Source organism: Bifidobacterium sp. (assembly GCF_022647885.1).
Lineage (GTDB): Bacteria > Actinomycetota > Actinomycetes > Actinomycetales > Bifidobacteriaceae > Bombiscardovia.
This window is the reverse complement of sequence record NZ_JALCLM010000001.1, coordinates 1,805,855-1,829,784: the sequence shown is the minus strand read 5'-3', so window position 1 is coordinate 1,829,784 and position 23,930 is coordinate 1,805,855. Positions and strand designations below refer to the sequence as shown.

Below are 23,930 nucleotides of genomic sequence, written 5' to 3'. Positions count from 1 at the left end.
TTGACGGATAGCTCGCAATCTCAGGCGTTTGGCCTTTTGCCGTGGTTAGCGGCCTTCTTGCGACGATCTTTGCGCTTACGTCCACGCATGCCCATGATGGACTCCTTTGCTTATGACGAATAAACCTGATGGATTATCTCACATCGACAGGACTGACACAACTCTGAACCCCTCGCCGAACTGATTAATGCTTAATCGTTATTGAGTTGTTCTGCATGATAGTGAATTGTTGTTTGATAACAGGCATCCGGTTCAATAACCACTAGGTCCTTACCCGTGCGCAAGGCGTTAGCATATGCAGTCATCGGTTCCACAGCCACTCCGGCAGGATGTTGCCCTTCGGGGAATCCTGTTGCTGTACAAACTTGCCAGGCATGTATTGTGTTATCTCCCCTCAACGAGACTTGTAGCCCATCTGGTCGAGTGAAAACTGCTGTGGTGTTGCCTTCCTCGTCACGTTGCACACCAGTCCACGCGTCGTCAAAAGAACGACCTGCAAGAGTTGGGTTGTCGCGCAAATCATACTGGGTATTGGCAACAGATTCTTCGCCTGTGGGTAGTAGACGATCAGGATTTACAGTCACATGAATATTGCAGGGCAGATTCAATCTGCATTTGGCGTTGTCGGCTTCAATTTCAATACCGTTTTCTCCATTGCCACCGTTAGAGAGCCAAGGGTGAATGCCAAACGCCCACGGTGCTCGAATGGATCCGTTGTTGTAAGCGACAGTGCTCATGGTTAGTCCATCGGCATTCAGTTCATACAGTACGGTCACGATGATATCAAAAGGGTAGCTGGTAAGATTTGGACTTCGCCAACTCAATGACACACTAGATTCTGTTAAGGTTTCTAAATTCCACATGTATCGGTACCCGAAACCGTGTATGGCAGTCTGTCGGTCCACTTCATCAATGGGCATTTGGTAAGTGACACCTTCGAAAGAGTATTCCCCATCTTCCACTCGATTCGGATATGGGACAAGTGCATAGCCGTTGCAGCAAGGGATCGTATCATTCTCTCCGAATGGCACAATGACCTCTTTGCTCTGGTAGTCGAAACGTCTCAGTATGGCTCCGAGTTGAGTGATCACAGCGCTATAGTCGCCGAAATGTATTGAATATTGTTGACCAGTCCGAGGTGTGTTTGAAGGTGTTGGTCGGATGATGGTGTTGGCTTGTTGACTCATGTGTGCCCTCTGCATTGACGGCGAATGTTATCGTTAACTTACTGTAGTGGCATGTGCCTGTCTCACGCAATCCACGGCGCAAACTCAAATCATGAATCAGCAATGTCATGTCGTATCAGTGCAGATGAGCCTTCGCTGCTGTTGCAAATGGCGTAATAACTTTACGATACTGATTACTGCTAGTGCATATGTGCTAGTCAGTGAACAGAACTCCACGAAGAAGTCATTGTGCAAAGAAGATAGCGAGAACCATGCATACAAGTGAAGCGATAGAGCATCGTAATCATCACAGTGCCAAAAAAATTCTTATTGCTCAACCGCGCGGGTTTTGTGCTGGCGTAGACCGAGCGGTTCGTAGTGTCCAGATGATTCTCGACAATTCAGCAAGGACTGAACAGCAAACCAACCCTAAAGAACTTCCACCTGTGTATGTAAGGCGAGAGATTGTGCACAACCGACACGTGGTAGAGCACTTTGAGCAGCAGGGTGTGGTCTTTGTTGAAGCATTACAAGACATTCCCCAAGCAGCTGCTGAGGCGGCTATCCCTGTGGTGTTTTCTGCGCATGGTGTGTCGCCAGAAGTGCGACGAGAAGCTTTAGCAAGGCAGCTATATGTTGTGGATGCCACATGCCCCTTAGTGAGCAAGGTTCACCGTGAAGTATTGCGTTATGCAAAATTGGGCTATCACATTGTGTACATCGCGCAGCAGGGTCATGATGAAGCCATTGGGGTTGTAGGTGAAGCTCCTGATCGTATTCATCTAGTAGAGAGCATTGAGGATGTGGATGCCTTGCATGTTAGCCCAGGCACCAAGCTGGTGTGCTTAACGCAAACTACATTGAGTGTCGATGAGACAGCAGAGTTACAACGACACCTTCGTAAGCGCTTTCCGGCAGTAGAAATGCCTCCGAGTGCCGATATCTGCTATGCAACTCAAGACAGACAGTTTGCAGTCAAGCAATTGGCCGAGGCCTCTGATGCGGTGATAGTTATCGGGTCGGATCATTCATCGAATACTCGTCAGCTGTTGAAGGTCGCTCAAGATGTGTTCGATAGCAAGATGGACGGTATACATCGTCGTGCGCATCGTATTGATCGTGCCCAAGAACTTCAGCAGGAGTGGTTGAGAGATGCTCAAATTATTGGTTTATCGTCAGGTGCTTCAGCGCCAGAGAGCCTGATACAGGAAGTGATCAAGGTTTTAGAAAACTATGAATTTCATACGGTTGAGGTGATTGGCGCAGCAGAACAACATACACAGTTTGCACTTCCTGCGCCGCTACGTTGATTCCAGCAGGGGCGCATCCATCAAAGATGCACGAATGATGCTGAGTCGACAGCGCGGTGCGAATAGCACTATATACGTGCTAAATCACACCTACTATTCGCGTTGTGCTAATTTATGCTGTGCTAATCCACACCGTGTGAATTCACCAGGTGGCGATAGGTGCATGAGTTGCTTTGAGCACATCCAATAATGCGTGTGGATTGATACCAATATCGAATCCGCGCTTACCGCCAGAGACAAGAATCTCGTCGAACTGCAAAGCACTGTCATCTAGCACTGTGGTGTGGTTACTGCGTTGACCTAATGGTGAGATGCCGCCAAGGACGTAGCCACTTTCACGTTGAGCAATTTTGGGATTGGCCATTGAAAGTTTCTTAACTCCCACACTCGCAGCGAGAGCTTTCAAATCGAGGTGCCCAGTAACTGGAACGATACCAATCACACGTTGATCTCCTGAATCTGCCATAAGGGTTTTGAAGATTTGTTGAGCATCCTTGCCCAGCTTCTCAACAGCTTCCAGCCCATAGCCATTGTCCATATGGTCAGACGAATGCTCGTATTCATACACGTTGAATGGGATGCCCGCTTGTTCGAGCATCACGGTAGCTGGTGTGGAAGCTGAGCTGTTGTGTTGCCGTGATTTCTTAGAACTTTTGCCCATCCTTGTTAGACCTTCTCCGTTTGTTGATGTTAGTTGTAGCTATGTTCTAGGTGGTGTGGCGATGCTACGCCATAGGGATAACAAAGAGCCCGCCAGAGTAACTCCGGCGGGCTCTTCGCTTATACGATGGTGCTAGTTCACTCAGAGATCTCAGCGAAGTAGAGCAGGGTACGAATCATGTTTGAAGTGAATCCATACTCGTTATCGTAGAAGGAAACGGTGCGGACGAGCTGTTCGCCATCTGCATCATTAACATCGGTCTGGGTTGGATCGAAAACGCCACCGTGGGTGTCGCCGACGATATCAGAGGTCACGATGCCATCACCGTTGTAACCGAAGTAATCGGTATCGGAGAAGGCGGCCTTGAAGGTGTCGTTGATTTCGTCAACGGTGACCTTCTTGCCCAGGATGGTGGTCAGCTCGGTGACTGAGCCGTCAGGGATGGCAACGCGCTGTGCGTGGCCCTGCAGCTTGCCGTCAACAGAAGGAACAACCTTGCCGATGGCCTTGGCGGCACCGGTGGAGTGTTCGATGGTGTTGATTGCGGCTGCACGGTTGGCGCGTGGCTTGCTTCCACGAGGGCCGTCCAGAATCATCTGGGTGCCGGTGTAAGCGTGGATGGTGGTCATGAAGCCAACCTTGACGCCAAACTTGTCGTCAAGCAGCTTGACCATAGCGGCCAGTGAATTGGTGGTGCAGGATCCAGCGGAAACAATAGAATCCGAAGCCTTCAAAATCTCGTGGTTCACACCATAAACAACGGTAGGAACGTCGTCCTTTGCAGGAGCGGAGATAAGAACCTTCTTGGCGCCTGCATCCAAGTGAGCCTGGGACTTGGCTGCGGAGGTGTAGAAGCCGGTGCATTCGAGCACAAACTCAACGCCGTCGTTCTTAACCCAAGGAATATTGGAGGCATCGCGCTCGGCGTATACCGTGTATTCCTTGCCGTCTACAACGATTGAGGTATCAGTTGAGGTTACCTCGACTGGAGTGCCGTCATCATGCTTGAAGGTGCCGTGGGTGCTATCGTACTTCAGCAGGTATGCCAGCATCGAAGGCGTGGTCAGATCGTTGATTGCTGCGACCTCGATGTCACCGGCCTCGCCGCCGCGATGCTGCAGCTCGAAGATACGACGGAATGCGAGACGACCAATACGACCGAAGCCGTTGATGCCAATCTTTACTGTCATGTATATCTCCCTCAGGGATTAGGCCATGGCGCTTATGCATGAAACGCAAGGTGCCGTGGTCAACTTTTATAACAAGGACAACTCTAATGCGCCGCCTGTACTTAGAGCAAAGCTCCTGACCATGCTTCTTCGTTAAATCCGACTAGCACTTGCTGGCCTTGGACGAGAATGGGACGCTTAACTAACATGCCGTCTGTGGAGAGTATTGCTACTGCCTCTTCGGTGCTCATCGACGGTAGCCGGTCTTTCATATTGAGCTGCCGGTACAACTGACCAGAGGTGTTAAACAATCTCCGGATTGGCATACCGCTGAGGTTATGCCATAAGGTCAATTCCTCTGCTGTTGGGTTGTCGGTTTTGATGTCTCGCTCATGGAAGTTGATGTGATGTTCGTTGAGCCACTTACGTGCCTTCGCACACGTTGAACACTTGGTGTAACACACAAACAACGCCTCAGCGTGCTGTTCTTCTGAAACCATACTCATACCCTCCAGTAAAGTCCATCACGAAGATAACTGCGATAAAAGTGGAGATATATCCTGAAAAAAGTGCTTCTGAAACCAACTTTTATCGCAGTTATCTCAAATCCGGCCAGTAGTTCAGGCCAGTAGTGAGGAAATGTGGTCATCTATGGGGCCGAGAGTTGCGGTGGGGGTAATATTGCCCGTCCACTCGGGGGGCGGAGCCTCGCTGGGGAAGGTGATGATGAGTGTGCCCTTGCCAACGGAAACCGTGGCGGGTGTGTTCACTCTGAATTCATTGCTAATGCCAAGAGGATGGTCGTTGCGCAGCCGCACGTGGTCGAGCTCATATTTCAGCCCTATTTCTGTCACATCGTATGAAGAATCTGAATGAGAAAAAACGGATACCATTCTGCGCGCCTCAACCTTATTTGCAGGGAAACTTAGCTTTGCGTTGCTGATTGCTGTCACGATAGTGTCTGCGCCATGCAAGAACGCGATACCCCCGTGCTGCGCGATGTCCGAGAGGAGTTGCAAGTTACCGATTGTATGGTCGAGACGGCCTCCGAGTCCGCCGTAAACATCGAATATCCGAGCCCCCTGCTGCCATCCGATTTTGAATGCTGACAGCATATCGGTGTCATCTTTTTCAGGATGAAGTCGCACGGTGTGCCCACTGTCAGGGATATCGCCCTCCAGAGAATCAAAGTCTCCGATGATGGCATCAGGAGTGAATCCAAACGACATAGCAGCATCGTAACCACCGTCTGCTGCGATAACGAGTGCTCCCGCAATGGTATCCGGCTGTGTATCGAAATACTCACCGGCTCCGAAGATGATGCCATGCTTTGTGGTGTTCATCGAGCTCCGTTCCATATGTTGTAGAAGAACCACGCGTTGTCAAGAATGTTGTCAGGTGTTATCTGAAACTCAATCTTAGGGCGTAGTGACACACAGCCTGTATCGTTTGTGAAGAGAGAGCATACCGTGACCATGGGGGCTGCATGCAGAAGACAACGTCCGTCAGACCGATTTTGCGGTCAAAAACATTCTTATACATCACGGAATTTTTCTCGGGAATGGCGGTGATGGCGGCCGAACTAGGAGCATCACGCTTACTCGCACCATATTTTTCGAGCTCTCAAATTGTCTGGACCATCATTATTGGCACCATTATGATTGCCTTGGCCTTGGGAAATATGTGGGGAGGGCGTCGAGCCGACAAAGATCCTAATCCGGATCGCCTATATATGCGCATTCTGATTGCGGCCGTCTGGATTGCGTTGATTCCTCTGGTGGGCAAGTACATCATCATTCTTATATCAGGGTTACTTATTATTACTGTTTCAACGAATTTCTTAGTGATTGCTGCATTCGTTAGTTGCATGATTATTTTCGTCCCGCCGCTGTTTTTGCTGGGAACAGTTACTCCAGGATTGGTCAAATTCACTACAGATTCCTTGGAAGATAATGCGACAATCGTTGGCAGACTCGGTGCGTGCAATACAGTCGGTTCCATTCTTGGCACTTTTCTGCCGACTTTCGTTACTATTCCGGCAGCGGGAACCTTCGTGACTTTCCTCATTTTCTCAGGGCTTCTGCTGGCACTCCCTATCATTTATTTCGCAGCAGCAAAGGTGCAACGTGTTGCCAGCGCCGTCAGCATCGTGATATTCGTCGTATCCGCAGTGCTTTCCCCGCTGACCGGTTTTGCCTTCTGGGAAGGCAAACTAACTTACGAAGGCGAATCGATTTACAACTATTTACAGGTCAAGACTTTGGCAGATCGGACTATCCTTTCGACCAATGTGCTCTTTGGCGTGCAGTCGGTGACTATGAAGGAGGGCGGGCTCACTGGTCTGTATTACGACACTGCGCTCGCGGCTCCTGCACTTGCTGATAAAGCTGATTCAGCCTTAATTCTCGGTATGGGAACGGGCACATACGCTCGGCAATTACGCGAATACTACCCAGATATGAGCATCCAAGGTGTGGAAATTGACCAATCCATCACGAATCTAGCCGGAAGATACTTTGATGAGCCCTCCGACATTCCAGTAAGTACTTACGATGGTCGTGCCTGGTTAGAGGGCAGCAAACAACGATTCGATGTAATCATGGTTGATGCCTATCAAGACATCACCATTCCCTTCCAAATGTCATCCAGTGAATTTTTCACATCGGTTCGCCAACATTTGAATCCAGGGGGAGTGATGGTGGTGAACATGAATATGATTTCTGATGGAGAGGGATCGATTAATCAAGCATTGCAGGCCACCATTTCCAGTGTGTTCAACGAAGGAACAAATCTCGAATCGGTGGTGATGGCCGATGTTCCAGGCACAACGAATAGGGAGCTGTTTGCCAAGGCACCAAGTGCAGAGCACAAGACTTCCTCGAAGAAAGTCGCCGCTGATGCTACGATGCAGCAAGCCTCTCAGGCTTCAGCGTTGCAACAACGTACTGAAGACCTTACCGGCGATACTGCACTCACCAGTTATATGGGTGAGGTGGCTTCGCGGTTTGTGACGGTCGATAGAGGAAATGTTGGTAATGATTCACTGGTACTTACTGATGATAAAGCACCAGTAGAGCTACTAGGCATGAGGGCTATCGATGAACTGATTGCTCAGCAAGCGGGGCCTTATAAGGAAGTGCTTCGCACTCAAGGTATCTCAGGCCTCATGCAGATGCAGTAGTGACTTTCAGTAGCTCAAGGCGACATGTCTTGTCGCTAAGTGCACCATGCAAGCGTTGCGCCAAGAGTGGAGAAGCTTGGATGCGCACCTTCTTCGGCGGATACTGGTGCCATGAATACAGTGTCGATGGATGTAGTTTCGAAGAGCGGAAAAACGGTTGTTGCTGGAGGATGTTTCTGGGGTATGGAACGTTACCTTCAGGGTGTTGATGGTGTGTTGAACACCGTGGTGGGCTATGCCCAGTCTCATAAGCCAAATCCAAGCTATGAAGAGGTTTGTGATGGGGGCACAGATGCTGTTGAAGCGGTTGAAGTTGAGTTTGACCCTGAACGAGTAAGTTTGCGCACCTTGGTGCTACTGTTCCTCGATGTCATTGATCCTTTCGCGATTAACCAACAAGGTAACGACGTAGGTAGGCAGTATCGATCAGGCTTGTATTGGCCGGCACATATGCAGACCGAGCAAGAGCATGTATTTCGTCAGGCTCTTGATGAATTGGCTCAGAGAGAGGGGAAGACCCCCGCCGTTGAGGCTGAGCCGTTACGCAATTTTTATCCAGCAGAAAGCTACCATCAAGATTATCTGAACAACAATCCTGGCGGTTACTGTCACATTTCGATAGCGAAGATTCAGAATGTAGCTAATCGTCAGCGGTACATCGAACAGATATGGCAGCTTAACCGCGAACAGTATGAAGTTACACAGCATGCAGCAACTGAAATGCCATTTACCAACGCTTATGACAACACCTTCGAAGCGGGAATTTATGTAGATGTGGTCAGCGGCAAGCCATTGTTTCTTTCGAAAGATAAATTCGATTCGGGTTGCGGCTGGCCTGCTTTCTCCAAGACCATTTCGCCGGATGTAGTGACTGAGCATAGCGACCATACAATTCCTGGTCGGCCCCGCACTGAGATCCGCACTGCGGAAACTCAGATTCATCTTGGCCATGTTTTTGACGATGGTCCAGCGGAGCGCGGCGGTCTACGTTATTGCATGAACTCAGCATCGTTGCGTTTCGTGCCCAAGGATGAGATGGAGCAAGAAGGTTATGGAGCATATCTCTCAGACTTGGATTAGGCAACTGCCAAGTTTCGTAGAAAAGTATTACAGCACTGAATTTGTGCTGTGGTTACAACATTCGAAGGTATGTGGTATTATCTACAAGGCTTGAGCAATCAAGAAAGCGGAACTTCCCACCTGGAAGCCTTGCATGGCTTCGGGTTCAAGGCATAAGCCTGTTGTAGCGTGTTATAACGCTACGTTATGAATTGCTGCTGTGAATAGTGGCATCTATGTGATGTCTATTCTGGCGTGCAATCGGCTATGCACTGAATCCAACGATATATGCAAGTATCTAGACGAGGCTCCACGAATAGTAGTAAGCGAAGGAGTCATCATTAGCGACGAACCACGGATCAACGACGAGATTCGAGTACCCCAAGTACGCCTGATCGGACCAAATGGCGAACAGGTGGGGGTTATTGCAACCTCGGTCGCGCTCAATCTGGCACGGGAGGCGAATCTCGATTTGGTCGAGGTGGCGCCGAACGCCAAACCACCGGTGACCAAGCTCATCGATTACGGCAAATTCAAGTACACCGAGAAGATTAAGGCCCGAGAGGCCCGTCGTAATCAAAGCACTGCTGAGGTCAAGGAAATCCGTTTCCGCCTCAAGATTGACAGCCATGATTTCGAGGTCAAGAAAGGGCATGTAAGCCGCTTTCTTCAGGGTGGTGACAAGGTTAAAGTCACCATTATGCTTCGCGGACGCGAGCAGTCCCGCCCTATCGGCGGTGTCGAGTTGTTACGCCGTCTTGCCGATGAGATTTCTGATCTTGGCAGCATTGAATCTTCCCCAAAGCAGGAGGGTCGTAATATCATCATGACCCTTGCTCCAAAGGGCAAGAAGGTGCATACGCAATCAGAGCAGCGCCGTCGTGGCGACCAGGCCAAGGCAGAGCGTCAGGCACGTCAGGCAGCACGTCTGGCTGCGAAGCAGGACTCTAAACCTCAGAGCGCAGCTGCGTTAGGAGAAAGAATCCACAACGCTTCGACTTCACCGAAAGCCTCGAAGCCGGCAACATCTGTTGCTGCGAAGGGGATGCATGCGGTAGCCTCCGCAAAGACTTCTGTGAACAAGACAACAACCAAGGAGGGCAGCAATGCCGAAGATGAAAAGTAATTCCGCCGCGTCCAAGCGCGTGCGTGTCACCGGCACGGGCAAGCTGATGCAGGTAGGAAGCGCAATGCGCCACAACCTTGAGCATAAGTCTGCGCGTAAGCGTCGTGCGCTGGCTGCAGATCAGGTGCTCGCACCAAGCCAGTCCAAGAAAATGAAGAAGCTGCTCAACCACTGAGCCGGCCCAAAGCCAAAAATCCAAGAAAGCTGAGGAACAATAATGGCACGTGTTAAGCGCGCAGTGAACGCTCATAAGAAGCGTCGCACCGTACTCGAAAGGGCTTCCGGCTACCGTGGGCAGCGTTCACGTCTGTACCGCAAGGCCAAGGAGCAACTGCTCCACTCATATAATTACAGCTTCCGTGACCGTAAGGCACGTAAGGGTGATTTCCGTAAACTGTGGATCCAGCGCATTAATGCAGCTGTCCGCGCTGAGGGAATAACGTACAACCGCTTCATCCAGGGCTTGCGTCTCGCTGACATCGATCTCGATCGTCGCGCGCTTGCTGAACTGGCTGTAAGTGATCCTGAGACTTTCAGCGCTATTGTCGCTGAAGCCAAGAAGGCATTGCCCGAAGATGTTAATGCACCAGTTGCTGCCTGATTACACTAATCTGTAATTTCACTGCATTGTAGTAACGCCATGACCTCGCCGAGTGCGGGGTCATGGCGTATTTTGTATACTTTTGTATCTTGAATCAGCCAAACTGAATTAATACTGTACAAATATGTACATGAATAGGCGCTGGTCTGTGACTGCTGTTCGTTTGTGTAGGGATTAATGAGCGAATCGGTGTGGTCACAATAGCAAGAAGCCTGAAATCTCGCCATTTTCCGGTTTGGTGTGAGGGCAGTCTTAATGGAAATCCCTACACAAACGGCAGCAAGGTGTGATTTCGCCTTACAGAGGGATGTAAAAACGATATTTGCGGATAGGATGCAACTTATGAAGTTCATGTCATCGTCTGGCAGCTCATATCGTTTTTCGCCAGATGCATTACTGTTACCGCGTCGGAGCATACAAGGCCAGATACGTCATAGATGGCATAGTTACGGACCGTGCGCAAGATGAGCGATACCAATTATTATCAGGAATTACTTGAGCAGTTCCTCGCTTATACCGGTGTGGAACGTGGCCTGTCGAAGGCTACAGTAAGCGCTTACTCTTCTGACTTGCATAAATACATCGCATATATAGAGCAGCGAGGCATCAACGATATAGCAGATGTTACTAGTGATGACGTGGAATCATTTATTACCACTTTAGCTTCGGAAAGTAGCAGAAGTAGAGCGCGACGTCTTGCCTCAATTCACGAGTTTCATCGTTTTGCACTCAAACAACATGTGGTGACCGTGGACGTATCAGAGAGGGTGAAAGCACCTAAATCAGGCCAGCAGCTTCCTGATGTGCTCACCATTGATGAAGTCAGTGCATTGCTTGATGCTGCACAGTGTGGAGGGGCGAGCGATCCAGTTGTGTTGAGAGATAAGGCTCTACTGGAATTTATGTACGCGACAGGCGCACGCGTATCTGAGGTTGTAGGCATGGATATTGCTGATATTGATTTGGAATCCTGCGTAGTGAAATTGACAGGAAAAGGTTCAAAACAACGCCTGGTACCTTTTGGATCTTATGCGTTGGAGGCGATGCAGCATTACCTCAATGTAGGTAGACCGGCTTTACAACGTAAATCGACAAGAGTTGTCGAACGGTCGGCAGTCATGCTTAATAAACGTGGTAAACGTCTGTCACGCCAGTCAGTCTGGGAAATAGTTCAACTCGCTGGTCACAGAGCAGGCATCACCCGTCCTCTTCATCCCCACACACTTAGACACTCTTTTGCTACGCATCTGATTCAGGGAGGCGCTGATGTTCGCACGGTTCAGGAGCTTCTGGGGCACTCTTCGGTAACCACTACGCAGATTTACACTCATGTGAGTCCCGATAACCTCATCGAGGCATATACTCTAGCTCATCCTCGCGCGCACTGATTAATACACTCTGGTGCCTTTTAGCCAAGTTTGCAACACGGTAATATTTCCTAATCGGTGCACACCGATGCTGTCCGGATCTGCATCGAGCACAGCAAAGTCAGCATGTTTACCGACATCAAGACTGCCACGGAAGGTATCAGTCCAAGCCTGATACGCAGAACCTTCGGTAGCCATGGCCATTGCTGACCTCACCTTAAGACGTTCAGCAGGAATCCAGCCGCCTTCGGGATGCCCAGAAGCAGTTTGGCGAGTCACTGCGGTGGCAATTGCGAGCAATGGATTATTGCTCGAAACTGGCCAATCACTACCATGCGCAAGGCGTGTTCCAGAAGATTTCAATGAAGCGAAGGGGTATTGCAAATCGCTCCTTGCTGCAAGTCGTGGAGCAGTCAGCTCGACCATCAGAGGGTCCATTTGAGCCCAGTATGCTTCTACGTTGGCAGTGATTCCCAGAGCGGCAAAGCGAGGAATATCTATAGGTTGAATAAGCTGACAATGAGTGATAACGGGTCGTCTGTCCCATCGTGGATTAGTTTGAATCGCATATGCAATAGCATCTAGAGCATTGCGCACAGCACGATCGCCAATTGCATGGATATGTGTTTGAAATCCCAGTGCATCGAAGTGAGCGACCGCCTGAAGTAGTTCTTCCCTTTTCCAAACTTCCATGCCTGTGCTGTCACTATTGTCGTAGGGATCCAACATTGCGCCTGTTCCAGACTCAATCACACCATCCGCAAAATATTTGATAGTGCGTGCGCTCAACATATCTTCGGCATGCATTGTCTGAGCTACTTCGCTGATTTCTTGACGCACTTTCAAGAAACCAGCGCTTTGTTCCTTCCAGTAGTGTGGATCAGCGCGTTGTGCCAGATTCGATCTGACATTGAGAGCGCCTTGTTGGAGTAAATCTACATAAGGGGTATGCATACCCTCATCAACCCATGCGTCTTGCATCCAAGTAATACCGAAACGATTTTGTTCGGCACAAGCTATGCGTAATGCTCTTGCCAAATCATCTCTGTCACTGCGCGGGGCTTTAGCCATCACTAAATCGACTGCATGCCATTCGCGCAATGTTCCTAGTGGTGATCCATCGTCTCGTCGATCGATACTACCGAGTTCAGGTTCCGGTGTGTCAGAGCTGATTCCTGCAACGCGCAATGCTTCACTGTTGCACCATAATGAATGGTAATCATGCGCGCGCAAATAGCATGGGCGATCTGGCACTGCCTCATCTAACCAGCGAGCGTCAAAGCTGCCGCCAGGGGAGAGCGAAGGATCATAGCTGGCACCAATCACCCACGACGACTCAGGATGTGCAGCTGCCCACTGTGCAACCTCGCTGAGAATGTCTTCTACAGATTGCAACGCACTGATTGCCGGACCCATACTCTCCATACCGCCAAAGATGGGATGACAGTGGCCGTCTGAGAAGGCTGGAATCACGCATGCGCCGTCCATATCTAATATCTTGCCCTGCTTTGCCAGATGGTCGGCCTCTTCTCCGTAAGCAAGTACTTTGCCATGTTGAAAGCTTATTGTTGAACTTCGTTGAGTGCTATTAATCCAAATTCTGGCATTCGTCAGTGTCAGTATTTCATCAGATGAGAGATTACTGGGTTGGAGGTTGCTGGGTTGGAGATTACTGTGTGGGGAATTCCTGCGTGAGAAATAGTCAGATTGTGAGGATACCTTCTCATCTTGCTGTTTGGCTTTAGTCACCTCTACTCCTTTGGACTGAAATAGATAATCGAAATCTTTGGTGTGCGCAGGACAGTCATACTTGCACGGTTGAGAAGGTTCACGATTTAAAGCTTTCCCAGATTTTGGTGTAATTGTTGATAGCTTCATTTGAGCAAGTTGGAACGAGCTCGATTTTGGCATCATCAGGCGGACTCACTGCAGGATCGTTACGCAGACTGTCGTCAAGAAGCTCATCTACACCTGTAATGCCGGCGTCATATCCCTGATAATTAGCAGCAGCTGCTATATTCTCAGGCTCCATCATCCAGTTGATAAAGGTCAAAGCTTGTTGCACATTTTCTGCACCGGAAGGCACTGCCCAATTATCTTGATATGAGGACATGCCTTCTGACGGATAGACATAATCCATACTCGATTTCTGCTCACTGACTCTGTGCCCTGCACCATTCCAGATCATGGCAACTGAGTTTTCTCCAGAGATCAGTCGATCAATAACAGAGTCAGAACTGATGTTTTGTACTTTCTTCTTATACTCTGTGAGCAAGTCTTGGGCAGCTTGTAACTCAGTCGGGTCTGTTGAGCAGGGTTCCCCACCACTGGCTCTCAGCGCAGCATTAACACCATCTGTTTGGTCGTTGAAAATTCCAGGACTGGCATTCCAAGCTGCATCAGAAGTGAAGTAGTCTTTCCAACTGTCAGGTGCTGTTTCACCTGCTGCAAGTAAAGATGAGTCATACATATATCCAGTGGTGCCATACAAATATGGTGCCGAATATTTCCTGCCTTTATCAAAATATACTTGTCGAAAATCATCTTCAATATTCTTGCCGTTGGGTAAATCAAGAGCATTGATCTGTTGCAGCAAGCCCTCATCTGCCAACAGTTCGACTGCATAGTCGCTTGGAACAACCACGTCATATCCACTGCCAGAGGTTGCTTGGAGCTTAGACATCAAGACTTCATTGCTTTCGTAGTAATCGATTGTAGTTTTGATGCCAGTATCTTCTTCGAAGCTTTTGAGCAAATCGTCGGGGTAATAGTCCGACCAAGTATATATATGCAGTTCGCCGCTAGTGGCAGGGGTAAAAGCGACTGCCGAAGAATCATCTGATGCACTGTCGTTGCCGACGCCTGATGAGCAGCCTCCCAAGATAAGTAGCGTGATGATGGATGTTGTTGCGAGTCTGGTTGCGTTTATATTGTTCATATTCTCAGGTCACATTCATTCAAGAGGCAGCTTGCCGGTGTGTTGTTTGGTCTGGATGGAGGGGTGAGGAATATTGGGTTGTGTTCGAGGTGTATGTATGTATAAGGAAATAGCAATGATGTGTTTCGTTATCGTTGCTGGGAATTTACATAGAAATACCATGTGTTATCTCAATGTTTCATCGAATAACTGAGTAAAACTAGAAAAATGCTTCGTATTTAGTGTTTTTTCTACAGATGGTTTGCGTCGAATTCTTCTGTGAGGAGTAGATCACCTAGTGAATTCGCGGAGTGAGATTTGCTTGTGAGAGCTTGCCTCAGCATGAATCGTTGTATGAACTGGAACGAACAAGGTCTTGGATGTTGGTAATGTGGTGGTATGCCTACGGATTTGCTTGGGCGAGAGTATGACACCTTCGCCGCCCCTGAACCACTGAACCAACATGGACCAGCCCGCGTGGTTGCTATGTGCAACCAAAAGGGTGGAGTTGGTAAGACAACCAGTTCTATCAACATAGCTGGAGCCTTGAGTTTATATGGTCGCAGGGTACTGATTGTGGATTTTGATCCGCAAGGTGCTGCCACAGTAGGTTTGGGTATTAACGCCAACAGTGTAGATAACACGATTTATACGGCACTGTTTAACCCTTCCATGGATGTTCATGAAGTTGTGGTGCACACACGTTTTCCCAATCTCGACATCATCCCCGCGAATATCGATCTGTCGGCTGCCGAAGTTCAACTGGTAACTGAGGTTGGTAGAGAGCAAGTCTTATCCGGCACTCTTCGCCCGCTTCGTGACGAGTATGATCTCATTATTATTGATTGTCAGCCCTCGCTAGGCCTACTTACTGTGAACGCACTCACTGCTGCGGACGGTGTAATTATTCCCGTCGCTGCCGAGTTTTTCGCACTTCGTGGTGTGGCCCTCCTGATGCAGTCAATTGAGAAGGTTCGCAATCGCATTAATCCTTCGCTAGAGGTCTACGGTGTGTTGGTAACGATGTATACCCGCACATTGCATTCAGAAGAAGTATTGCAGCGCATCTTCGAGGCATTCAAAGGCAAGGTCTTCCATACGGTTATTACGAGGTCGATTAAATTGCCTGATGCCACAGTTTCAGGAGCACCGATCAGTATGTACGCGCCCGCTCACAAGACTTCAAAGGAATATCGAGAGGTCGCCAGAGAACTTATTGCACGCGGTATTGTCGCGTAAACGTTCTCGATGAACATGAATGACGAGGCTGTCCGCAACAATACAGGGTTATATGCACCCTCTGAGAGGCAATTCTCCGAAGCATTAGCTCCGGAAGGACTATCCTCAAATGTGCCGTCTCCTGATACATCTGTGGCTAGTGAAGCACAGGAATCAGGTTTCTTGGTTACCTTAGATGTGTATCAAGGGCCATTTGATGCATTACTGGGGATGATTGCAAATAAACGTCTTGAGCTGACCGAGGTCTCGCTTTCTTCTATTACTGAGGAATTTATCGCCTATGTCCGTCAGTTGAATTTTGAAGACAGTCTGGATGAGGCTAGTGCTTTCCTGGATGTTGCAGCAGTACTGATTGAAGCCAAAAGCGCTGCACTTCTCCCAGGTGGTGCTGACGGTGAGCATGATGAGCAAAGCATGGAAGCTCTGCGTGAGCGAGATTTGATTTTTGCGCGGTTATTGCAGTACAAAGCGTTCAAACGTGCTGGTGATGATTTCCGTGCCAGATTGCTCGCTAATGCTGGTAGATTCCCTCATAAACCTGAAAATGACCGTTCATTCGCGGCTATGCTTCCAGTTCTGCAGTGGGATATTGACGGCGAAGCGCTGGCCAAAATTGCTGCGCAGGTGCTGGCTAATGCGCCATTAACTGAGGTCTCGGTGGCGCAGCTCCACGTACCAATTGTGGATCTTCAGCAGCAGGCTTCTTTAGTGAGGCAAAGACTTACGGCCGCCAAGGGAACGGTTATGACTTTCACCGCGTTGATTGCTGATGCGCAATCGACCATGGAGAAGGTGGCGCGGTTCTTAGCGATCTTGGCATTTTTCAAGCAAGGTGCCATACACGTGAAGCAGGCAGGCCCATTCGAAGAGCTCTATCTCAGATGGGACACCGATTTAGAAAGTACTCAAGAAGTCTCGATGAGTGCCAATGACTTCGCTTAGCGTGCTTTTACCATGTCGTAGGTGTGAGATTGAGAGGAGGGGTAATGCAAGATTCTGAAGACCTAGGTAGTGACCATGATGCAGAGATAATAATCAGTGAGGCAGCAGAGCACAATCAAAGTCCTAAGCCCATAGACACTAGACCAGAATATGTGGATTTCGATGTTGATGATTTTCCAGGGGGACTCCTCGCTTGTCTTGAAGCTATGCTGATGGCCGCAGATCAACCTCAGCACAGTACCGATCTCGCTAGAGTGCTGTCTATAAGTGAACAACAGGTAGCAGATGCTCTTTCAACTCTATGTGATGAGTATGAGGAAAATAGTTCGAGACGTAGGCGCGGTTTTGAACTCAGACACACTGCTAGGGGCTGGCAGTACTGCAGCAGACCAGAATATGAGAGCGTGGTGTCCGCATTCGTCACTGATGGGCAAAGTGCCAGATTGTCTCAAGCTGCGCTAGAAGCCTTATCGATTATTGCCTACAAACAGCCGATTACCAGAGCACAGGTCGCTGCTATCCGTGGGGTGAATTCAGACGGGGTGATACGTTCCCTATCCATTCGCGGGCTCATACGGGAGGATGGTGTGGAGGCAGACACGCGAGCAGGATTGCTGGTAACAACTCCTGAGTTCCTCGACCACATGGGTTTGGAAAGTCTTGCCGATTTGCCGTCACTGGCTCCATTCCTCCCACAGGCCGATACAGTCCTCGACGAGGAAGACAGGTAGAAAGCAGATAACTGCACTAAAAGTGCAGTTTTTTCGCTGGATTATAGAGAATTTACTCCACTTTTAGTGCAGTTATCTATTTGGTCGCCTTCACTGGCCCCCTCGAGTCTAGGCTTAGTTATTGGCATTTGACGGATTGTGCATTATTGTCTGAATCATATGTTGGATTTAGAGAACCGGGTCTGTATTCCTTTGTTCCTGAGTAGAAGGATTCCGTATGCAGAAGTCAACGGAGCACAGTGAAGTTTCCTCATCGTCGCATAATTACCAAGAGCATTCAGCTCATCAGATACCGTCCCAGACGGAGGCACTGAGCAGGAATCAGCGTTTGGATCGCTTGCCGATTAATCGTGCCCACAAGAAATTGCTTGTCGCATCTGGTATAGGGTGGGCTTTTGATGCCATGGATGTGGGTTTGGTCTCATTTGTTGTGGCTGCGATTGCGGCTGATCCCCATTTCCAACTCACTCTTAGTGAACGGTCATGGGTGTTATCGATCGGTTTCGTCGGCATGGCTATCGGCGCTGCTCTTGGAGGTTTTCTAGCCGACCGGATTGGGCGCAAGACGGTATTTACCGCTACCTTAGTGATATTTGGCATAGCCAGTGCAGGTATGGCGTTATCTATGACCTTGGTGGCCCTGCTACTGGCCAGATTCGTGATAGGTCTTGGCTTGGGTGCTGAACTTCCTGTTGCATCGACGCTGATTAGTGAGTTCTCGCCAGCTGCGCATCGTGGGAGGATGACAGTATTACTTGAGTCATTTTGGGCAATCGGCTGGATTATCGCGGCAGCAATCGGCTACTACGTCATTCCCAACACAGGAGATTGGGGATGGCGCTGGGCTCTTCTTATCGGTGCGGCTCCGCTGCTTTATGCGATTGTTGCGAGAATTCACATTCCAGAATCTGTACGATATTTGGAATCAAAGGGATTGGATGATCGTGCAGAAGAGGCTGTGCGCTACTTTGAACAGGCTGGTGGAGTGTCGCCGGTTGAATCTCCGCGGCAAGCCCCACTCACTAAAATTCCGACAAGAGCGTTATTTGCACCACAGTTCAGAGGACGGACCGCTGCAATATGGTTTACGTGGTTCTTTGTAAACTTCGCATACTATGGGGCCTTCACGTGGATGCCTTCGTTATTGACTGAGCAATTCGGCTCGTTAACTAGCTCCTTTGGATATTCGCTGATTATTGCATTAGCTCAATTACCAGGATATTTCTTAGCTGCTTGGCTAGTTGAAATATGGGGTAGAAGACGCACGTTGTGCTCATTTTTAGCAGTCTCAGCGATTGCTGCTCTGCTCTTTTCGCAAGCAAACACGGTTGCACAAGTGTTGGGTTTTGGCATGCTACTTTCGGCTGCAAACCTCGGGGCATGGGGCGTATTGTATGCGATTACGCCTGAGATATACCCAACGAGATTACGTGCCGCTGCTGCAGGTGCTGCTGCCTCAGTTGGACGCTTAGCTGCAATAGCTGCCCCACTGTTGGTGCCTCTGATGTTGACGGTTGGGCATGGTGAGAAAACCGTAACTTTTGTAGTGTTTTGCGTAGCATTTGCGCTCGCTTGCGTGAGTGCGCTGTTTCTGCCTGAATTCCGGGGCAAGCAGTTGGAAGATTAGTTGCACACAGCACAGCGCTGTTTGCCTTAGCTATCTGCTTATAGAACAGTAATAAAACAATTTACATTGTGTATGATGTTGTGCATATTGTTCGTTTGGTGTTTCTCTGTCGTGCTCTGGTGTGGTGTTTGAGACCGATCACGGGGGGGGGGGCTGTTTTCGCTTTGGCGGGGTGGTTCTCTTATGGGTAGGTTATTTGTGGGTGAGGGTCGTTTGGGTGCGATTCGTGTGTGGTTGTTGTCGGTGGTGCTTGTGGTGGTTACTGGGTTGGTGGTGTTGGCTGGGGTGGTGTCTCCGGTTGAGCGTGCGTTGGCTGCTGACGGGTTGGAGTTGGGGCTTGATGGCTATTTCAGTACCTTGTCTGCTGGCGCGACTCCTGTGGCTTCGAGTGGTTGGGCTTCGACGCGTCGGATTGTGTTTGGTAAGCAGAAAGATGTGACGTACTCATCCACTTCTACGTATGACTCTAAGCAGGTGTCTGGTGGGTATAAGACTTTGGCGAAGGGTGAGGTGGCGAGTGAGGCTGGTAGGTCGTTTAATAAAGCGACGGTGCCTACGAATGATTGGTCGGCGTCGTCGACGACGTCGGTTGCTGCTAATGAGGCTCTGTTGTGGGCTGATGATGTGGTGACTGCTGGTTTTAAGTTTGATACGAATGCTTCGTTTCGGAATTCTTTTGATAGTGAGACTGCTTCGTATAAGTCGAATCTTGCGGTGGTGTCTGATGCTGTTGGTGCGGCGAATTATTCTTCGTTTGAGCAGGAGTTGTTGTTGCGTGCCGGTCGGCAGGTTGAGGGTGTGTGTACTGCTGCTCGGTCCGCAGGGTGTGAATCTAATAAAGAGCCAACTAGTCCCGAGTTTTCTCCTTCGGTGAACGCTTATTCGGTGTTTCCGTTGTCTATTGGTGATGTGAACAAGTATTTCAACCATACTTCTGGCAGTTTGGTTGATAATAATTTGCGTTGCAAAACTAATATTGATGCCGGTAATTCTGGTAATTGTGCTAATGGTGCTTCTGGCTCTTGGTTGCGTTCTGCTCTCTGGGCCGGCAGACAGTATGCGTTCTATGTGAGGTACGACGGTTACCCGAACAATAGCATTACGAACAACGCCGCTTTTGGTTTGCGTCCTGCGTTGCATTTGGGGTTGGACGACCTGATTCTGTCTGCTGATGTTGGTGATCAGTCGCAGGCTGGTGTGGGTGATGTACAGCTGACGTTTGTTGATGAGACTCAAGGTGCACCGACTGGTGTGGTGGTTGATGTTGCTGATGTGGGTGGTGAGTGGGTGTTGGATCTTGAGGGTTCGTCTGATCTGGCGGGTGACCGGTTGGGTTGGAAGTTGGTGGATCCTCAGGCTACAGATGGCACTGTGGTGGCGTCTGGTAACACTTCTGGCGGGAATATGGTGTTGGGGGATTTGGATGTGGATAGGGATTATTCCTTGTATGTGTGGGGTCAGGAGGATGGTAGTGCCACGACTGGTTGGTCGAATAAGGCAACTAAGCCGGTGATACGGACGGTGCGTGTGAATTCTCATGGTCTTAATCAGGTGGGTGCTGGGGATCATAGTGTGGTGGTGACGGGTCAGATTAGTGGTGGTGTGGTGGTGACGTTGCCTGCTGGGTTCGTGTTGGATGGTAATCGGGCTGGTGATGTATCCGAGTGGGTTGGTGATAACGCGAACCTGCAGGTGAATACTGCTCTGGTGGAGTCGGATGAGCGTGTGGTGGTGCGGTTGAAGGATATTAGTGGTAGCCCGTTGTTGTTGAGTTCTGGTGGTCGTTCGTTGGCCTATGAGTTGCGGGTGAATCAGCAGGCTTCGTTGTTGGATTCCCAGTCTGGCGGGCTTTTGGTGGCTGCTGGTTCTTCTGATACTCCGGTGAGTGCGACCTTACAGGCGAGGTTTACTGGTGGTGTAGTACCACAGAGTGCGAAGTCCGGTAACTATTACGGACAACTCACCTTCCAGGTAGCAGTAGAAGATCAATCGTAAGTAGTAGCAGAGCACGGTTGAAACTGTGCAAAACAGCACGTGAAGCACTCTGATTGCGCGGTTTCGCGTGCTGATATGCACAGTTTCGTAAGCTCACACTATTATGAAGGGATTTGTAGACAGTTCTTGATAAGAGAAAACGCTTGAAGTTGTCTGCCATTCATTGCTAAATCATGTGGTACCTAGCGGAGTACAGGCAATGCCAGTGAGCTCAAGAAATCGATGTGGTCGTAGAATCCGTAGAATCCGAAGAGCTGATCATCAGCGAGTGCACATGGCAATTCCAATCCACTCGGTAAATCGCTTGGAAAGACTAGTGGACTGTTGCATACAGAGCCGCGTTGCTCGACTGATACGTCGTTCCTCAATACCTCTTCACAGAGCTGAACCTAGCAGCGAAGCAGAGCGTACAACTGTGCGCAACAGCACGCGAAGCCCGCTGATTTCGCGGCTTCACATGTCAGATTGCACAGTTACGGCAGTGGTGCACACATTCCGAGTCGAAACTGTGCAAAAGAGCACGCACGGCACCGGAATCAGCGTGCTTCGCGTGCTATTGCGCACAGTTTCAAAGGTATAGAATCTCTTGCTGGTGAATAAGTCGAGAAACATCGCTAGAATTGGCGAGGTTTCTTTTGAAGGTCTCTTATGCCCAACATCCTTGATGCGGCGAGAATACAAATAATACAGAATGAGGTTTTGATGGCGGTTCGTGGCGATATTCGAAATGTGGCGATCGTGGCACACGTTGATCACGGCAAGACAACCTTGGTAAACGCGATGCTCAAGCAGTCGAATGTCTTCTCAGAGAGGGAAGAGGTCCCGGATCGCGTGCTCGATTCCAACGCGCTAGAGCGTGAAAAGGGCATCACCATCTTGGCGAAGAACACTGCTGTGCAATATACCGGCCCTCTGGCCGAAGAACTCGGTGAACCTGAAGGCATCACCATTAACGTGGTGGATACCCCAGGCCACGCTGATTTCGGAGGTGAAGTCGAGCGCGGTATCTCCATGGTTGACGGTGTAGTGCTGTTGGTCGATGCATCCGAAGGTCCATTGCCGCAGACTCGTTTTGTGCTTCGTAAGGCTTTGGAAGCTAAACTCCCAGTAATTCTTTGTGTAAACAAGACTGACCGCCCTGATGCGCGAATCGAAGAGGTTGTATCTGAAAGCACCGATTTGCTGCTAGGTCTCGCACAGGATGTGAGCGAAGAAGGTATCGATCTTGACCTTGATGCTCTGCTAGATTTGCCAGTAATATACTGCGCAGCCAAAGTCGGTCATGCTTCGACTGAAAAACCAGCTGATGGTGAAGCACCTGATAATGATGATCTTGAGCCGCTATTCGATGCAATCCTCAAGAACATTCCAGCTCCTCACTACGATGAGAACGCCCCACTGCAAGCCCACGTAACCAATATTGACGCTTCCGACTACCTCGGACGCTTGGGCTTGGTACGTATTTACAACGGCACATTGGTCAAGGGCAAAAATTATGGGCTCTCTCGTGTCGACGGTTCACTCGAAAACTTCAAGCTCACCGAAGTATTGCGTACCAAAGGTCTTGAGCGTGTTCCTGTTGAGGAAGCAGGCCCAGGGGATATCGTCGCAATCGCAGGTGTGTCTGACATCATGATTGGCGAGACCATCGTTGATCCTAATGATCCGAAGCCACTGCCATTAATTCATGTTGATGAGCCAGCGATTTCGATGACCTTCGGAACCAACGATTCACCGTTGGTGGGTACCGAAGGCAAAGATCACAAGCTAACTGCTCGTATGCTCAACGATCGTCTTCAGCGAGAGCTGATTGGTAACGTCTCCATTCATGTGGTTCCAACCGAGCGTCCTGATGCTTGGGAAGTTCAGGGCCGTGGCGAACTCGCACTGGCCATTCTCGCCGAAGAAATGCGCCGCGAAGGATACGAGCTCACTGTAGGGCGTCCTCAGGTAGTGACCAAGATTATTGATGGCAAGATCAATGAGCCTATGGAAGCAACCACGATTGATGTGCCGGATGAATACATGGGCACTGTGACTCAGCTGTTGGCTGAGCGCAAGGGTCGCATGGATTCCATGAGCAATCACGGCTCCGGCTGGGTGCGCATCGAATTCACTGTTCCAAGCCGTGGCTTAATCGGATTCCGCACTGCACTGCTCAGCGCCACCCGTGGAACAGGTATCGCCTCTTCAATCTCTGCCGGTTATGCACCGTGGGCAGGTGCCATCGTCACCCGTCAGAATGGTTCGATGGTTGCAGATCGTCAAGGTAAAGCAAGTCCTTACGCCATGCAGAAGCTTCAGGCTCGTGGTAACTTCTTCGTACAGCCGCAGGCAGCGGTCTATGAAGGACAGGTTGTTGGTGTAACCAATAAGCCTGGCGACCTTGATATCAATGTCACTTTGGAAAAGCATATGACTAATATGCGTTCCGCCACCGCGGATGTGCTCGAGACCTTAACGCCTCCGATCAACATGAGCCTTGAGGAGTCCTTGGACTTCGCCAATGAGGATGAATGTGTCGAAGTAACCCCTGAGAGCATACGTATCCGGAAGATTATTCTTGATCGCGATCAGTGGTACAAGTGGTATTCCAAGCAGCGTCGTCAGAATCAAAACAGCTGAAATATCTGAAACTACGGTGATGCCGTAATCGCTTATTTGCCGCTCGTGTATGTTGCGCGGGCGGCATTTGCGTTATAACGGGACATAGATCAATGTCAGATATGAACGCTTCAATAGGTGCTTACATCATGTGACTTGTCACCAATGCAGCTGTGTGTAGTAAAGACGAAGAGTGGCGCATGAACTCGAAGGATGAGGGGTGGGCTAATCTGGT

The 23,930-nt window shown here is 49.6% G+C and carries 21 protein-coding genes; 13 read left to right on the top strand and 8 right to left on the bottom strand.

What is annotated here, in order from left to right; genetic code table 11:
- Positions 1–20 precede the first annotated feature (20 nt).
- Together LKI20_RS09880 and LKI20_RS07735 are read right to left on the bottom strand one after the other, a co-directional pair.
- Positions 21–95 carry a 50S ribosomal protein bL37 gene (locus LKI20_RS09880; RefSeq protein ID WP_003817083.1) on the bottom strand — a complete coding sequence of 25 codons (75 nt, stop codon included), beginning with the start codon at positions 93–95 and terminating at the stop codon, positions 21–23.
- Between the two features lie 96 nt (positions 96–191).
- Positions 192–1,187 (bottom strand): aldose 1-epimerase family protein, encoded by a 996-nt coding sequence (locus LKI20_RS07735; RefSeq protein ID WP_291772437.1) that lies wholly within the window; start codon positions 1,185–1,187, stop codon positions 192–194.
- A 251-nt stretch (positions 1,188–1,438) separates the two neighbouring features.
- On the opposite strand from LKI20_RS07735, the gene ispH reads away from it, so the two are divergent.
- On the top strand, positions 1,439–2,476 hold the full coding sequence (gene ispH / locus LKI20_RS07730; protein ID WP_291772434.1) for a 4-hydroxy-3-methylbut-2-enyl diphosphate reductase: 1,038 nt from the start codon (positions 1,439–1,441) through the stop codon (positions 2,474–2,476).
- Positions 2,477–2,618: 142 nt separating this feature from the next.
- On the opposite strand, the gene ybaK is transcribed toward ispH, so the two are convergent.
- From ybaK to LKI20_RS07710, 4 genes are all read right to left on the bottom strand, one after another.
- Positions 2,619–3,137 (bottom strand): Cys-tRNA(Pro) deacylase, encoded by a 519-nt coding sequence (gene ybaK, locus LKI20_RS07725; protein ID WP_291772429.1) that lies wholly within the window; start codon positions 3,135–3,137, stop codon positions 2,619–2,621.
- Between the two features lie 137 nt (positions 3,138–3,274).
- On the bottom strand, positions 3,275–4,327 hold the full coding sequence (gene gap / locus LKI20_RS07720; RefSeq protein WP_291772426.1) for a type I glyceraldehyde-3-phosphate dehydrogenase: 1,053 nt from the start codon (positions 4,325–4,327) through the stop codon (positions 3,275–3,277).
- A 101-nt stretch (positions 4,328–4,428) separates the two neighbouring features.
- Positions 4,429–4,812: an arsenate reductase family protein gene (locus LKI20_RS07715; protein ID WP_291772422.1), complete on the bottom strand. Its 384-nt coding sequence runs from the start codon at positions 4,810–4,812 to the stop codon at positions 4,429–4,431.
- Positions 4,813–4,926: 114 nt separating this feature from the next.
- Complete coding sequence (locus LKI20_RS07710) at positions 4,927–5,649, bottom strand: thiamine diphosphokinase (RefSeq protein ID WP_291772419.1); 723 nt, start codon at positions 5,647–5,649, stop codon at positions 4,927–4,929.
- Positions 5,650–5,792: 143 nt separating this feature from the next.
- Between LKI20_RS07710 and LKI20_RS07705 the strand changes: the two genes are divergently transcribed.
- From LKI20_RS07705 to xerD, 6 genes are all read left to right on the top strand, one after another.
- Positions 5,793–7,487, top strand: coding sequence for a spermidine synthase (locus LKI20_RS07705; protein WP_291772416.1), 1,695 nt, complete (start codon positions 5,793–5,795; stop codon positions 7,485–7,487).
- Between the two features lie 111 nt (positions 7,488–7,598).
- Complete coding sequence (gene msrB, locus LKI20_RS07700; RefSeq protein WP_291772413.1) at positions 7,599–8,567, top strand: peptide-methionine (R)-S-oxide reductase MsrB; 969 nt, start codon at positions 7,599–7,601, stop codon at positions 8,565–8,567.
- A gap of 220 nt (positions 8,568–8,787) precedes the next feature.
- A complete protein-coding gene (gene infC, locus LKI20_RS07695; RefSeq protein WP_434734951.1) occupies positions 8,788–9,672 on the top strand; it encodes a translation initiation factor IF-3 in 885 nt (294 codons plus the stop codon).
- On the top strand, positions 9,653–9,847 hold the full coding sequence (rpmI, locus tag LKI20_RS07690; protein ID WP_033497784.1) for a 50S ribosomal protein L35: 195 nt from the start codon (positions 9,653–9,655) through the stop codon (positions 9,845–9,847). The genes infC and rpmI overlap by 20 nt, the downstream gene beginning before the upstream one ends.
- Before the next feature lie 42 nt (positions 9,848–9,889).
- Complete coding sequence (gene rplT, locus LKI20_RS07685) at positions 9,890–10,273, top strand: 50S ribosomal protein L20 (RefSeq protein WP_291772407.1); 384 nt, start codon at positions 9,890–9,892, stop codon at positions 10,271–10,273.
- A 464-nt stretch (positions 10,274–10,737) separates the two neighbouring features.
- Positions 10,738–11,661, top strand: a complete 924-nt coding sequence (xerD, locus tag LKI20_RS07680; protein WP_291772404.1) for a site-specific tyrosine recombinase XerD — start codon at positions 10,738–10,740, stop codon at positions 11,659–11,661.
- Here xerD and LKI20_RS07675 read toward each other — a convergent pair whose 3' ends face one another.
- Both LKI20_RS07675 and LKI20_RS07670 read right to left on the bottom strand, forming a co-directional pair.
- Positions 11,662–13,389, bottom strand: a complete 1,728-nt coding sequence (locus tag LKI20_RS07675; protein WP_291772401.1) for an amidohydrolase — start codon at positions 13,387–13,389, stop codon at positions 11,662–11,664.
- Between the two features lie 79 nt (positions 13,390–13,468).
- On the bottom strand, positions 13,469–14,578 hold the full coding sequence (locus LKI20_RS07670; RefSeq protein WP_291772398.1) for an extracellular solute-binding protein: 1,110 nt from the start codon (positions 14,576–14,578) through the stop codon (positions 13,469–13,471).
- Between the two features lie 378 nt (positions 14,579–14,956).
- Between LKI20_RS07670 and LKI20_RS07665 the strand changes: the two genes are divergently transcribed.
- The 6 genes from LKI20_RS07665 to typA all read left to right on the top strand — a co-directional run bounded on the left by LKI20_RS07665 (position 14,957) and on the right by typA (position 23,716).
- Complete coding sequence (locus tag LKI20_RS07665; protein WP_291772395.1) at positions 14,957–15,796, top strand: ParA family protein; 840 nt, start codon at positions 14,957–14,959, stop codon at positions 15,794–15,796.
- A 9-nt stretch (positions 15,797–15,805) separates the two neighbouring features.
- Entirely contained in the window at positions 15,806–16,738 is a 933-nt protein-coding gene (locus LKI20_RS07660; RefSeq protein ID WP_291772392.1) for a segregation and condensation protein A, read from the top strand.
- 44 nt (positions 16,739–16,782) lie between these two features.
- A complete protein-coding gene (scpB, locus tag LKI20_RS07655; RefSeq protein ID WP_291772389.1) occupies positions 16,783–17,469 on the top strand; it encodes an SMC-Scp complex subunit ScpB in 687 nt (228 codons plus the stop codon).
- 217 nt (positions 17,470–17,686) lie between these two features.
- Positions 17,687–19,096, top strand: a complete 1,410-nt coding sequence (locus LKI20_RS07650; RefSeq protein WP_291772386.1) for an MFS transporter — start codon at positions 17,687–17,689, stop codon at positions 19,094–19,096.
- 183 nt (positions 19,097–19,279) lie between these two features.
- On the top strand, positions 19,280–21,091 hold the full coding sequence (locus LKI20_RS07645) for a hypothetical protein (protein WP_291772383.1): 1,812 nt from the start codon (positions 19,280–19,282) through the stop codon (positions 21,089–21,091).
- Positions 21,092–21,793: 702 nt separating this feature from the next.
- Positions 21,794–23,716, top strand: a complete 1,923-nt coding sequence (gene typA, locus LKI20_RS07640) for a translational GTPase TypA (protein WP_291773461.1) — start codon at positions 21,794–21,796, stop codon at positions 23,714–23,716.
- Positions 23,717–23,930: the final 214 nt, after the last annotated feature.